General features: G+C 40.2%; 15 protein-coding genes. 10 read left to right on the top strand and 5 right to left on the bottom strand.

The window, feature by feature from the left end; genetic code table 11:
* The first annotated feature begins 38 nt into the window (after positions 1–38).
* Positions 39–527 (top strand): phosphohistidine phosphatase SixA, encoded by a 489-nt coding sequence (sixA, locus tag G399_RS0106595; RefSeq protein WP_006010619.1) that lies wholly within the window; start codon positions 39–41, stop codon positions 525–527.
* A gap of 362 nt (positions 528–889) precedes the next feature.
* Here the strand turns inward: sixA and G399_RS0106585 are convergent, their stop codons facing one another.
* Positions 890–2,191 (bottom strand): HlyC/CorC family transporter, encoded by a 1,302-nt coding sequence (locus tag G399_RS0106585; protein WP_006010615.1) that lies wholly within the window; start codon positions 2,189–2,191, stop codon positions 890–892.
* 126 nt (positions 2,192–2,317) lie between these two features.
* Entirely contained in the window at positions 2,318–3,052 is a 735-nt protein-coding gene (locus G399_RS0106580; RefSeq protein ID WP_006010613.1) for a cytochrome C assembly family protein, read from the bottom strand.
* 171 nt (positions 3,053–3,223) lie between these two features.
* On the opposite strand from G399_RS0106580, the gene ffh reads away from it, so the two are divergent.
* The 5 genes from ffh (at position 3,224) to rplS (ending at position 6,750) form a co-directional block, all read left to right on the top strand.
* Positions 3,224–4,618: a signal recognition particle protein gene (gene ffh / locus G399_RS0106575; RefSeq protein ID WP_006010611.1), complete on the top strand. Its 1,395-nt coding sequence runs from the start codon at positions 3,224–3,226 to the stop codon at positions 4,616–4,618.
* Between the two features lie 175 nt (positions 4,619–4,793).
* Positions 4,794–5,042, top strand: coding sequence for a 30S ribosomal protein S16 (gene rpsP, locus G399_RS0106570; RefSeq protein ID WP_006010610.1), 249 nt, complete (start codon positions 4,794–4,796; stop codon positions 5,040–5,042).
* 32 nt (positions 5,043–5,074) lie between these two features.
* On the top strand, positions 5,075–5,605 hold the full coding sequence (rimM, locus tag G399_RS0106565; RefSeq protein ID WP_006010609.1) for a ribosome maturation factor RimM: 531 nt from the start codon (positions 5,075–5,077) through the stop codon (positions 5,603–5,605).
* Entirely contained in the window at positions 5,605–6,348 is a 744-nt protein-coding gene (gene trmD / locus G399_RS0106560) for a tRNA (guanosine(37)-N1)-methyltransferase TrmD (RefSeq protein WP_006010608.1), read from the top strand. Before rimM ends, trmD begins: the two co-directional genes overlap by 1 nt.
* A 42-nt stretch (positions 6,349–6,390) precedes the next feature.
* A complete protein-coding gene (gene rplS / locus G399_RS0106555; protein WP_006010607.1) occupies positions 6,391–6,750 on the top strand; it encodes a 50S ribosomal protein L19 in 360 nt (119 codons plus the stop codon).
* Between the two features lie 58 nt (positions 6,751–6,808).
* Here rplS and G399_RS0106550 read toward each other — a convergent pair whose 3' ends face one another.
* Positions 6,809–7,297 carry a hypothetical protein gene (locus G399_RS0106550; RefSeq protein ID WP_006010606.1) on the bottom strand — a complete coding sequence of 163 codons (489 nt, stop codon included), beginning with the start codon at positions 7,295–7,297 and terminating at the stop codon, positions 6,809–6,811.
* A 262-nt stretch (positions 7,298–7,559) separates the two neighbouring features.
* Between G399_RS0106550 and G399_RS0106545 the strand changes: the two genes are divergently transcribed.
* The 3 genes from G399_RS0106545 to rho all read left to right on the top strand — a co-directional run bounded on the left by G399_RS0106545 (position 7,560) and on the right by rho (position 9,960).
* Complete coding sequence (locus G399_RS0106545; RefSeq protein ID WP_006010605.1) at positions 7,560–8,042, top strand: alpha/beta hydrolase; 483 nt, start codon at positions 7,560–7,562, stop codon at positions 8,040–8,042.
* A gap of 457 nt (positions 8,043–8,499) precedes the next feature.
* Positions 8,500–8,772 carry a nuclear transport factor 2 family protein gene (locus tag G399_RS22940; RefSeq protein WP_026843532.1) on the top strand — a complete coding sequence of 91 codons (273 nt, stop codon included), beginning with the start codon at positions 8,500–8,502 and terminating at the stop codon, positions 8,770–8,772.
* 213 nt (positions 8,773–8,985) lie between these two features.
* Positions 8,986–9,960, top strand: a complete 975-nt coding sequence (gene rho / locus G399_RS20270; RefSeq protein WP_051288501.1) for a transcription termination factor Rho — start codon at positions 8,986–8,988, stop codon at positions 9,958–9,960.
* A 63-nt stretch (positions 9,961–10,023) separates the two neighbouring features.
* Here rho and G399_RS0106530 read toward each other — a convergent pair whose 3' ends face one another.
* The gene (locus G399_RS0106530; protein WP_006010599.1) at positions 10,024–10,524 is read right to left on the bottom strand and encodes a DUF2059 domain-containing protein; all 501 of its coding nucleotides are present in this window, start codon (positions 10,522–10,524) and stop codon (positions 10,024–10,026) included.
* 608 nt (positions 10,525–11,132) lie between these two features.
* Here G399_RS0106530 and G399_RS0106525 point away from each other — a divergent pair.
* On the top strand, positions 11,133–12,671 hold the full coding sequence (locus G399_RS0106525; RefSeq protein WP_006010597.1) for an AbgT family transporter: 1,539 nt from the start codon (positions 11,133–11,135) through the stop codon (positions 12,669–12,671).
* A gap of 166 nt (positions 12,672–12,837) precedes the next feature.
* Here G399_RS0106525 and G399_RS20265 read toward each other — a convergent pair whose 3' ends face one another.
* Positions 12,838–13,746, bottom strand: a complete 909-nt coding sequence (locus G399_RS20265; protein ID WP_006010595.1) for a hypothetical protein — start codon at positions 13,744–13,746, stop codon at positions 12,838–12,840.
* Positions 13,747–13,842: the final 96 nt, after the last annotated feature.

Below are 13,842 nucleotides of genomic sequence, written 5' to 3'. Positions count from 1 at the left end.
CCGTCGCGAAAAAACTTCATTAAAAAGATAACTATTTCATGATTATATTTGTAATGCGTCATGGTGAGGCCGAGCCTTATAAACAAGATGATCAGTCCAGACATCTTACAAGGTTTGGGGTTTCACAATCCGAGCATGCGGCAAAATGGATGGCCAAGCAACTAAATGTGCATAGCCCTTTGAAGCAAGTGGATCTGGCGTTGGTGAGCCCATATGTTAGGACGATTGAAACTTTGGCGACTGTTGAGCAGTTTATGTCAATTGGGAAGACCATCCAAACTTCTGCGGTTACCCCTGATGGCAATGCCAATCAGGTTCAAGATCTAATCGATGGTGAGTTGTTGCAAGACAACAATATTAAATGCTTATTAGTGATCAGTCACATGCCGCTGGTGAGTTTATTGAGTGATGTTGTTTGCCATGGATTTAACGCGCGTATTTTCGATACTGCTGATGTTCTTATGATTAATTACGATTTTAAGCGCTCATCAGGCAGTCAGTTAGGATTTTATCAAAGCCTAACTTAACCCTACTGAACGCATTGACTCGTTATTATTATTTTTTGCGAGTTTCCTGTCGAACATTCATTTAGTATTTCCTAATATTACCGATACATACTTATTGGTTATTAATTGAAGATTCTAAATTGTTCACATGTCAAAAAAGTCATTACCATTAACGTTATATCAGACTCTTGAGAAGCATGCTCAAGAGTCTGATATTAGCGATGATGAAGAACTCAAGGACATACTAGACAAATTAGCTTCCCTTAATAAAAAGGTCGAAGCATTTAAACAACGTGCGCGGGAAATGCGAGTAGAAAAGGCTCCGAATGTATTTCTTCTAAAATCACGCAATCCAAATAACACATTATGACTAGCCCGCTTTATTATTGCTTCGTTGCTGCATCTACTTCGATAGGAGAGGTGTAAAAAAGTGGTAAAATTCTAACTGTTTTTATCATATTGCCACTAATATCGACTATTTCCACAGGGTAACCAGCCAGTCGCACACTGATGTTATTTTCAGGTATCGCCTCTAAATACTCTACAATTAAACCGTTGAGCGTTTTTGGACCCTCTGTTGGAAAATACCAATCCATCTCTTTGTTCAATTCTCTGATGTTAGCACTGCCGTCAACCAAGTAGCTTCCGTCTGGTTGCTCTAACGCTTCTTTGCTATAGTCTGGGAGCATAGACGTTGTAAAATCACCAATAATCTCTTCCAATATGTCTTCTAATGTGACCAGCCCTTGAATATCACCATATTCATCAACTACTAAGCCAATCCGTTCTTTGACCGCTTGAAATTTATACATTAATGTATGCAGCGATGTGGAGTCAGGTGTGTAATAAATCTCTTTTACCGCACGTAGTATGGTCGCTTTGGTGAATTGGTCCTTAGATAATAATCTGAGTGCATCGCGAACATGAATAAAACCAACCGCATCATCAATGCTGTCGCGGTATAGTAAAACACGGGTATGCTGTGAATGAGTCAGTTGCTTTTGAATATCTTTCCAATCGTCATTGATATCAATTGCATAGATATCGCTTCGCGCTACCATGATATCTTCTGCCGTGACTTTCTCTAAGTCTAAAATACTCACTAACATATCTTGGTGTTTCTTAGGGATTAGGTTTCCGGCTTCGTACACAACGGTTCGTAATTCCTCACGACTCAATGAATCTCCGTTTTCGCCTCTTGGGTTAATCCGCAAAATAGCTAGAATAACATTAGTAAACCCGTTGACGAGTTTTACAAAGGGTGTAAATAAAAATAATAAAGGTAATAAGATCAGTGAACTAGGATATGCGATTTTTTCAGGATACATTGCAGCTAAGGTTTTTGGCGTTACTTCTGCAAAGACGAGCATGACCAGTGTTAAACCAAATGTAGTTACTATCGTACCGTAAAATTCACCAAAATAACGAGAGGCAATAATACCGGCGATAAGAGAAGCCGCGATATTTGCTAAGTTATTGCCGATCAAAATAAGTCCAATTAACTTGTCCGGTCGATCGATTAATTTTTGAACACGCAGTGCTCTGGGGTCACCCTCATTGGCCAAGTGTTTTAACTTGTATCTGTTAATTGTCATCATGCCTGTTTCAGAGCTTGAAAAATAGGCCGAAACGACAATAAGAACAGCAAGAATGGTAAAGAGAGTTTGGGTGGAAATAGCGTCCAACTATGAGTTTCCTCGTTATAATTTGTGCATAAATAAAAAGTGATTGTTATGTGACTAGTATCTACTATTCAAAAGCGAGTATCTAGTATTAAAAAGCGCGTGGTTAGCGATTGCGTTTTAGCGATATTATAAAATAATCTCGCGAACTAATCGACTGCCGAAGTAGGCGAGTGTTAATAAGGTAACACCTACCAAATTGAATGTGACTAATACACGAGTTTTAAGCCCTGAGAAGTGATGCAGGACCAAGGCCAAGACATAGACGAAAAAGCCAAGACTCGACAAAATAGTTTTGTGGGCAGAGCCATCAGCAAGCATATTTGGTACGAATATAAACCCTGAAACTAACGTAATGGCGAGTAAAACGGTGCCTATTATCATTAATTTCGTTAGGATATTCTCAACACTAAGTAGCGGAGGTAGTTGATTGTTCGCCAATGAAATCTGTTTGTGCTTTAACTGATAGTTAATAAAGCCAAGCTGCAAAGCATACAGAAAACTGATACTCAGCACGCCAAATGCAAATAAACTCAATATAATGTGGATAATGAGGCCAAAACTCATGTCGATATGAATACCCGTGCTTTGGGGAATAAGTATTTGTAAAGTGATGAATAATGCTGAAAATAAACTGACGACGGGTAAGAACACTAAATTTTTAATGTAAGCATTGGCCACCACCATGGTGACAGTGACCAACCATGCGAGTAAAACAGCAACTTGGGTAATGCTCAATTGCTCAGATTGATTATTAAGGGTTGATACTAAGATAAAGCCTAAGTGCCCAATAATTGCGGCGTAGAGTAAATAATGTGGCAATTTACTTACTTTATTATGCGGCGAGAAAAACGCCTTCGACATCACTATTCCTGCCGATAAATATAGGCATAGCGTGGGTGCATAAACAATAAAACTATAATCCATCATTGACCTTAATTAAACTCCTCGCAAGTTTATAACAAAACAGTATCGATATACGCAACATAATTATTGTATACTCTAGGGTAATTACAGAGAAATCAAATTATTAATATGTTTCAGAATTTATCAGACAGATTAGGCCAAACCCTTAAAAACATCAGTGGTAAAGGCAGAATAACCGAAGACAACATTAAAGATACCTTGCGTGAAGTGCGCATGGCCTTGCTTGAGGCGGATGTTGCACTGCCCGTCATTAAAGACTTCGTGGCACGCATAAAAGAACGTTCGGTCGGTATCGAGGTATCTAAAAGTCTCAATCCAGGTCAAATGCTGATTAAAATTGTTCAAGGTGAACTTGAAGCAATTATGGGCTCAGAGAACGAAGGTTTAAATCTCGCGGCAACACCGCCGGCAGTGATTTTGATGGCCGGTTTGCAAGGTGTAGGTAAAACCACCACTGTCGGTAAGCTTTCTAAATATTTGAAAGAACGCGAAAAGAAAAAAGTAATGGTAGTTAGTGCCGATGTTTATAGACCGGCGGCTATAAAACAACTTCAAACCTTGGCGGAAGAAGTTGATGTCGAGTTCTTCCCTTCTTCGGCGCTACAAAGACCCATTGATATTGTTGAAGGTGCGATAGCACAAGCAAAATTAAAGTTCATTGACGTGTTAATTGTGGATACTGCAGGTCGCCTTGCTGTTGATACTGAAATGATGAACGAACTTCAATTGCTACACAAAGCGGTGCAGCCTGTTGAAACACTGTTTGTGGTTGATGCTATGACGGGTCAAGATGCCGCCAATACAGCAAAAGCATTTAACGAAGCGCTGCCATTAACCGGTGTTATTTTAACTAAAGCCGATGGTGATGCGCGCGGCGGTGCTGCATTATCAGTTAAACACATTACGGGTAAACCAATTAAGTTCTTAGGTATGGGTGAAAAGCTAGATGCCTTAGAACCGTTTCATCCACAACGTATCGCCAGTCGTATACTGGGCATGGGCGATGTTCTGAGCCTAATTGAGGACGTTGAACGCAAAGTCGATAAAGATAAGGCGCAACAACTCGCTCAGAAAATGAAGAAGGGTAAAGGGTTCGATCTACAGGATTTTAAAGAGCAGTTAGAACAGATGCGAAACATGGGCGGTATGATGTCGTTGATGGATAAAATGCCAGGCATGGGCAATATGACGGCGAAAATCAAAGACCAAGCGAACGATAAACAGTTCACCCAAATGGAAGCTATTATAAATTCCATGACTCCATCAGAGCGTCAGCGCCCGGATGTTATCAAAGGGTCAAGGAAGCGTCGAATTGCTTCTGGTTCAGGCACCCAAATTCAAGACGTAAATAAATTGCTTAAGCAATTTATGCAGATGCAAAAAATGATGAAGAAAATGTCGGGCGGCGGTATGAAGAAAATGATGCGCGGCATGGGAGGAATGATGCCTCCCGGCGGTGCAGGTGGTGCGGGCGGTATGGGCGGTGGCTTCGGTCCTCGCTAAACGCCATTAATACAAGCACTAAACGGGTCTAATAGGCCTCTTTGCTCAATTTGCCTTTAGAGTGACAAAGCCCTTGCAAAATGAGCCGTGGGGCGTATAATTCCGCAACCTTTTTTCCAGCGTAGCGGGAATTAGGGTATGTTAACGGTAACGCTACAATGAGTTTGAGGCATATATGGTTACTATTCGCTTACAGCGTGGTGGCGCAAAGAAGCGTCCATTTTATCAAGTAGTTGTTGCAGACAGTCGTCGTGCACGCAACGGTAAATTCATCGAAAACTTGGGTTTCTTCAATCCAACTGCACAAGGTCAAGCTGAACGTTTACGTTTAGACCTAGCGCGTGTTGAGTATTGGGTAGGCGTAGGGGCAGGTGTTTCTGACCGTGTAGCTCGCTTGGTAAAAGATTCAAAAGTTGCTGCTTAGTAGCGCTTTTGTATTAGTCATTTGAGGTAAAGATGAGTTCAGCGTCTGACACAATTATTGTTGGCAAAATCGGTGCTCCTTACGGTGTTAAAGGTTGGGTCAAAATAAACAGCTTTACACAAGTGACAAAAGATATATTTGGTTATGCCCCTTGGCGGTTAAACGGCAACGGTTGCGATAACCAAGAGATACAAATTGACGAGTGGCGAGCACACGGTAATGGTCTGGTTGCTAAGTTAGTTGGAATTGAATCAAGAGAAGATGTTGAGCAAATTAAAAATGCTGAGATATCTGTTCCTACTTCAGTTTTGCCTGAGTTAGAGGAAGACTTTTACTGGAGAGATTTAATTGGTATGCAAGTTGTAACCGACAAAGGCTATGATTTGGGTGTCATTAAAGACATGTTCGAAACAGGTGCAAATGATGTCATGCTTATAAAGGCAAAACATAACGATGCATTCGGTCAAAAAGAACGTTTGTTACCATTCTTACACGACCAAGTTGTGTTGAATGTTGATAAACAGGCAAAGTCTATTACAGTGGACTGGGACCCAGGTTTTTAATGCAACCTACCCAACGTTTCGGTGTAGTGACGCTTTTTCCTGAGATGTTTGAACCGTTCTTGAACCAAGGCGTGTTTGGCAGAGCAGTGAGAAACGGCATTATACAAGTGGATATATTTAATCCTCGCGATTATACCACCGATAAACATCGAACCGTTGATGACCGCCCTTACGGTGGTGGCCCCGGAATGCTGATGATGGTACAGCCATTAACGGACGCAATATCTGATGCAAAAATTGCATTAGGTGAAAATAGCTTGGTTGTTTATTTAACACCACAAGGTAAAACACTAAACCAGACTGCGGTTCAGTCTTTTACTCAGCTACCTAATATTATATTAGTGGCTGGGAGATACGAAGGCATCGATGAGCGCGTTATTAATGCATTAGTTGATCAGGAATGGTCAATTGGGGATTACGTTTTAAGTGGCGGCGAGCTACCAGCAATGGTGTTGATGGATTCGGTCTCGAGATTGTTGCCAGATGTACTAGGGCATAGTCAATCAGCGGTGGAAGATTCTTTCACGAATGGTTTACTAGATTGTCCTCATTATACTCGGCCCGACGTGTTAAATGGTGAAGCTGTTCCGAGTGTGTTGCTAAGTGGCAATCATGAAAAAATTAGGCAGTGGCGACTTACAAAGGCTCTAGAAAGAACCTTGGAAAGACGCCCTGATTTACTAAATTACCTAGCTCTGACTGAGGAGCAACAAAAAATTCTATCCCAACTAAAGTCTGGGTAGAAGTTGCAGCAAAATGACAGTTAACTAGGATGAGAGGATCTGATGAGTAAAGTAAGTCAAAATATCATCATGAAAATTGAGCAAGCACAGCTCAAGACTGATGTCCCGGCCTTTGGCCCGGGTGACACTGTAATTGTTAAAGTAAGAGTAAAAGAAGGCGAGAAAGAGCGTCTTCAGGCATACGAAGGCATAGTTATTGCTAAGCGTAACCGTGGTCTACACTCTGCTTTCACTGTACGTAAGATTTCTAGTGGTGAAGGTGTAGAGCGTGTGTTCCAAACTCACAGCCCAGCAATTTCTTCTATTGAAGTGAAACGTCGTGGTGCTGTTCGTCGCGCTAAATTGTATTACTTGCGTGAGCGTTCAGGTAAGTCTGCACGTATCAAAGAAAAACTTAACTAATTTTAATTTGGTGTTATCGTTAACATTCAAAAGCCCGCTTAATTGCGGGCTTTTTGTGTTATGCAGCTTCTGTTTCTGCCGAGTAACTCGCCATAACAATGTGTTTTCTTATTACCTTAAATGCATGTAAATATTTACTATTACGCTGATAACATACACTTTCTATAACGTCACCATCGTTATTAAGTAAGTAGGTAGAAAAGCGAACGCCATTTTTATAAGGTAAATATAAGCGATGAATGACAAACTTTTTTTCAGCATCAGCGCCGGCAATGATCATATACATACAAGGAGGTAAATTTACATAATCTAGTCTTTGATCTTGTCCATAAAGTATCAATGACTTCTGAAAAGTATTGTCTGAAAGTTGATTTTCATTGTTGTTCAAGCAAACGCCGTAGCGCTGAACTAATTGATCAATACCCTTAATTCCGCTCGATATTGTTTTTATTAATTGCCCTACATATAGTTCTGCATTGTTTCTCATACCCTTCGAAAAGCCGGTGTGTGTAGCAATATGTTTACCTAAACAGTTAGATGTATTCATTTGTATCACCTCAATATGATTATACATGTTTATATGTACAGTATATGTCTGGGTGAAAATTAGTCAATAATTTATTTCAAATATCTATAATTTTTAGTCCTAATCGTATTGCACCCCCGATAAATAGGCGCTAGCGATGTTATTTATCTTGTTACTACCTTACTAACAGTATGAATAAATATAGATAGGGCTTAGTCAGCATTTGGTATACCGTATTTCACCTCAAGTAATCTCAGTGTCTAACGTACGTTAGCGGATCATTATGAAAAACTCAGTAGTATACGTAAGCATCATTTGTTCACTCTTTTTGGCATCATGCTCAAAAAATATAAGCTCAATTGAAAGCAAATCAGCTGAACAAATCACAATTGATTACAGCGTAATTAAAGACCCTTCATACGCAGCAGACAGCCTGCAAAAAATGGACATTTATCTTTCGAAAGACGCAAAATCTTTCGGCAAGCATAATTACACCATTATTTTCCTGCACGGTGGAGGTTACTATTTTAGTGACAAAAGCGAGGAAGAACGCTACATCGAGCCGTATCTCAAAAAAGGCCTAAACGTAGTCAATATAAACTATCGATTAAAACAAGGCATTGCGATAGCAACTGCCGATTTAACCAACGCGTTAAACTATCTGGATGCCAATAATGGTGACTATAATTTAAATTTAGAAAATGTCATTGTAACGGGGTTTTCCGCTGGGGCATATTGCAACAAATGTGGGATTATCGCAAAATAATCCAGAATTCCCCAGCACACTAAATCCAACAAGCTGGAATCAAAATTGCTTTCGTTTATTTTATCAATTTCTCGTTTGTTAATAATCCGCCGCAGACAGTTTTATACATCGTCAGGTTGTCACTTAATTGTTTTTCAGCTTTTTCTAAGGCAATATAAGCATAAGCCTCATTTGCGGGCTAACAACAGACATTTATTTGCTTAATTTTACCAACGACTTAAGACTGCAAGAGCGAACACTTTAATTAATAATGGCTTGTTGAATAATTATAATGTAGCTTTATTCTCTTGCTTCCTTTTATCTTTATACCCTTGAGCTATAGAAAAATCATGAAAAATTAATTCTGACTCTTTTTACTCCTGATCCTCTTTACTCTTATGTCTTTTTTACTCGTGTCATGCACTGCAAGTAAAAGCGATGTATCAACTGACCAAGATAAAGAAACTATAAAAGATGAATGAAGAATATTTTGACGTATTATTTTGACGTATTAGAGAGTCAAACATATACTCACGATGTAGTAATGTTTACATTTGTTTATAGAAACACGGTTATCTTAACGTATGGCGGCTCGGCACTTACTACTTTAAAATGTCAGCAACAACTGACAATAGATCCTTTTGCTGCAACATTAGTTTTTAGAAAAATGGACTCTTCTTGGAAAATAATTTATTCTCACGAATCTGCAGTATTGATGCCGGTAGTAATTGACTCAACTGCCACTCAATAAATACCTAGCCGATAACAGCGTAAAACGTTAATTGCTAGTAACAACCTATTTACGAACGTCCTCGCGGACTCTTTATCTGTGCTGTATTGACTCACTTCAGTGCTAAAACCACACAACTGACATGTGCCTAATGTGCATGTGTAATATATGCTAAGCGTGAGACTACGTAAAAAGTGTCAACCAATTAATCCTCTAGACCTAAAAAGCGATATCATGACAAGAAAAATATTATCTTTGAATCTGAAAAAGAAGAATGACTCTCAACAAGCAGACGGGGAGGCCAAGGATGTAACTCATGGTGACCCACAAAAGCGTTTCTTAAACGGCGTAGCAGTAAATCCCTCCCAGTGTATTCGGATGGAATTAGGTTCTCAGGAACTTAGTATGCGAGCAATGGATTTAATCACACCAATAGGAATGGGCCAGCGTGGGTTGATTGTTGCTCCTCCCGGTTGTGGCAAAACCACCTTGTTAAAACACATTTGTCAGGCAGTTGGGACGGCTTATCCTGAGATAAAACTTTACGCGTTACTAGTCGATGAACGACCGGAAGAAGTAACTGATTTTAAGCGCAGCGTTCCGGCTGAAGTTCACGCCTCATCTACTGATGAAACCTACGACCATCATGTGCGGATTGCTAATAACCTGCTTCAAAAAGCCCGTAAGGAAGCAGGCGAGGGTCATGATGTTATGATCCTCATTGATTCTCTCACTAGGCTGACGCGAGTGCACAATGCAGAGCGAAAAAGCAGCGGTCGCACAATGTCAGGCGGGCTTGACGCTAGGGCGATGGAAATTCCACGAAAACTGTTTGGCGCAGCTAGAAAGATTGAGAATGGCGGGTCGCTTACCATTTTGGCGACTATACTGGTGGATACCGGCAGCCGAATGGACCAGGTCATATTTGAGGAATTTAAAGGCACGGGTAATATGGAAATCGTGTTATCACAAGAGATTGCCAATCAGCGTATTTTCCCTGCGCTGGATGTTGCCAAAAGCAGCACGCGCCGCGAAGAGCTTCTTCTTAATCCCAAAGACGTTGAAAACATAAGACTGTTGCGCAGAGGACTTAGTAATCTTAAACCAATAGACAGCGCAAAGAAAATGGTTGAGCTATTGGAAAAGCACCCAACAAATGAAGGGCTTCTAAATCGGTTTCTTAAACCTGAAGAGTTAATTAAGGAGTGAATTTTTATAACTAAACGCCATCAGGCAAGCTAATGACGAGTAGTTTATATAAATCCTTTTTGATTAGTTACTATTATCTCGTAATTCCTGACGTTCTTGCTGTTCGCGCTCAGCGAGTGCTTGTAATTTTGGGAGCGTTTTTTGCGCCATTGCTTGGCCAAGCTTCATCGATTCCTGCATAACAACTGGCATTGTTCGCAATACCGATTGCCCGGTAGATGACTTATAGAAAATGATCATGTCAGCTATTTCATTTTCGGTAAAATTTTGCAGATAAATTTGTTTTAAATCGACTTTCATCGCCTGCCAACTCATTTCTTTTTTCATGATATTGGTCATTTGCTCTCGATACTTCTGATTAATAGCTAACTCTTCGGATGAAATATCGACATCTTTTTCAACTTCAATGTAAATACTTTGCATTTGGTCGTACATGGTTTCGACCATCGAGTCCATGTTCATTAGTTCGAATAACTCATCGAGGTTATCTGACCCTTTACTCTCTTGCGCGCTCACTGTGAATGCGAAAACTAGGGTTAAAGCGAGTAATATTTTTTTCATCATTTATATCCTTATATTGATTTTTGACACGGCGTTCAACAGACATGCTGCACCGTGCGGATATCCTAGCTCGGATTACAACCGATAATCAAGTTGAATAAATGGTTGCTTAGTTTCAGGAATTAAAAAAACAATTAAAAAACAATTAAAAAACGTTTAGTATACTTATTAATTAGTTAAATTTGAAAATTCAAGGATCGAATCTACATGAAGCACTTCAAGATAATTATGTATAAAATACTGTCTTCTACTTTTTCATGCGGCGCCAATGCAAAAATATAGCCTCAGTTGTGGCCACCCAGCACAGTGGCTATTGCGCTGAATACGCCGTACTGCTGACTGCGCTTGCTAGGCCTGTGAGACTGCCCGCAATAGTCGAGGTTTGGCAAAGGCGACCACTTTGTTACCTAATAAAATAAGAGGACTTCGGAATGCCAACTGATAAACGGTTGCGTATCCGAGTAAACCTCAGATGACTTAAATCGCCGAAAACATAAATAACTGGCGGAAATTATGTGATGTGCGTATAAAACTGCGCGCATAAATTTGATAGTAGGCTAACTTGGTAGCTGATTGGACACTACCATAATACAATAATAATGGAGACACCTATGCAACAAGTATCCTCTAGTTGGGTTACCCGCGCACTTGATAAAGTTGAGCGAGTAGGTAATAAGTTACCGGACCCAGCTATCATTTTCTTTATTTGTTTAGTGGTTATTTGGGTATGTTCGGCCATATTTTCTCAAATGACCTTCGATGCTTTAGACCCGCGCACGGGTGAAGCAATTGAAGTGAAAAACTTATTAACGGGTGCGGCGATAGCTGATTTTTTAAGTCGTATGGTTAGCATCTTTACGGGTTTTGCACCATTGGGTGTGGTACTTGTTGCTATGCTGGGTGTTGGCGTTGCAGAGCACAGTGGCTTTATCAGCGCAGGCTTAAAACGCATGCTAGATTCAACCCCTAAAACACTCCTAACGCCGATGGTTGTGCTGATCGCTATTGTCAGTCACACAGCCACAGACGCGGGTTATGTGCTGGTGATCCCATTAGCTGGCGTCATCTTTTATGCCATGGGCAGACATCCGCTTGCCGGTATTGCAGCTGCATTCGCCGGTGTGAGTGGTGGTTTTTGTGCTAACTTTATCCCATCAGCAATAGACCCCTTGCTACAATCATTTACCCAAGCGGCTGCGCAAATCATCGATCCAGACATTCAAATAAATCCATTAAACAATTGGTTTTTTAATTCTGCATCAACACTGCTAATTGTCGGTATCGGTTGGTATATAACAGATAAGGTTGTTGAGCCACGTTTACAAAATGTAGAAGTGGATGGCGATCCTAACGAAATTCCTCGATTTGATGAACTATCTGTTAAACAAACTAAAGCGCTTCGCGTAGCAAGCTTGGTTATGTTACTTGGCATCATTACATTAGTTCTGGTGCTTATACCAGAGACATCGCCAATGCGCGACGTTGATGGCCAGCTGACAACCTTTTCAGCACCCATTATGCAATCAATTGTGCCGTTAATTTTCCTGCTGTTCTTATTACCTGGTGTGGTGTATGGCTTTATGTCCGGTACCTACACTTCGACCAAAGATATGATTGATAGCATGACCAAAGCAATGCAAGGAATGAGTTATTATATCGTTATGGCTTTTTTCTGCGCGTTATTTATTGATGCTTTTGGTAAGTCAAACTTGGGTGCGTTGATGGCGATCAATGGCGCTGAGTTTCTTAAAGGAATGGCGTTACCACCAATGATAACCATTGTAGGTATTATATTATTAACTGCTTTTGTGAATTTATTCGTTGGTTCATCATCTGCCAAATGGGCATTGTTAGGGCCGATTTTTGTACCCATGTTAATGCAATTAGGAATTTCGCCTGACTTAACTCAAGCAGCCTATCGTTTAGGCGATTCATCTTCGAATATTATTACCCCGCTTATGCCTTACTTTCCATTGGTAGTGGTGTACTGCCAACGTTATGTAAAATCAACCGGTATTGGTACCTTACTCTCATTAATGTTGCCATTTAGTATTACCATACTCATCGCTTGGACTATTTTCTTGCTAATATACTGGGCATTAGGTATTCCATTAGGTATTCAATCTAGTTATGTTTACCCTGCAGGATAACCGCTATATATGAAGTCATAAGGTGGTTATGGCTTCATATATTTGATTTTGCAAAGACGACAACTGCTTATCGTATTAAAGTTTAAAACTGAATACCACTTTTTACCTTACTTCGGTTTCTAAGTAAAAAATGTCCACATATTTAGGTGAAGATCAGTGCTGTGATTTACATTTTCATGTTGGCTAACGCCAATTTATCTGCATCTTTAACTTCTTGATAATCCGAAATTAAAGGAGGTAGGTGTTTACCTGAAGGCGGCTCTCCATTCTTTCGCATTTTCCAGAAGAACCAGACAGCGAATGGTAGGTGTAAGCATAGGTTGAAGATCCCCCAGTTTTGTAAAACGGTTTCGTTTGCCCAACTGCTTGAATCCATAACTGGAGTGAATATATCGCCGTTGGCGCGCAAAAAAAGATGAAAACATAAGGTGTAAACACGGGCAATAATGTAGAGCTCGGGTCGTCCTTTAATTAAAGGATAAAGCTCTGCGGCAATTAAAATGCAGCATGAGCTTGCAAAATAACTTGGATGTTCGCCGTAAACAAACGCCATGTTCCATGTTGTGTACAGGAAGTTCCACATGGCTGTTGAAAAGAAGAGAAAACAAGGGTTTTTTTCTTTTATTCCTACCGCCCAGAAAAAACGTTTACTTTTTTTGTAGCGAGGAAATGGAATTGTCATTGCGAGCAGTAAGCCAGCAGCGAAGTTGAAATAGTTACCTGTGGTCAAATCTTTAAATGTTGCTTCCAAGATATTTAGAGAAAGGAAAAACCAAAAAATGTAAAGCGGCCAGTTGCCCCTGAAAAAAATAGCAACTCGGCTTTTATTTTCTTTGTAGTACCAAGAAAGGTGTGTGCCACCAATGACTAACGCTACTGGTACCAGCATACTCAAGGTTTTTGACCACCGAAACCAACCATGTAAATTTTCTGACCAAAATGGAATGGTCAGTAAAACCAAGAACCACCAGATCATAGTTAATTTTAAATGTTTGCACATAAATGCAACCATCAGCACCAAAAAGACGGTATAGCCGGTCATTGATGCCACGTATGTCCAAATTGGAATATCCATATTATGCTCCATTATTTCACTTAGTCTGTTAAACCCAGGGCAGTGTTGTGACTCAATAATTACTTTTTTCGGATACTGCTAGTAAGCTTGGAATTA

It is taken from the genome of Brumicola pallidula DSM 14239 = ACAM 615 (genome assembly GCF_000428905.1).
In the GTDB taxonomy this organism is placed as follows: domain Bacteria; phylum Pseudomonadota; class Gammaproteobacteria; order Enterobacterales; family Alteromonadaceae; genus Glaciecola; species Glaciecola pallidula.
The sequence above is the reverse complement of the archived record's forward strand: the minus strand, read 5'-3'. Positions and strand labels throughout refer to the sequence as shown.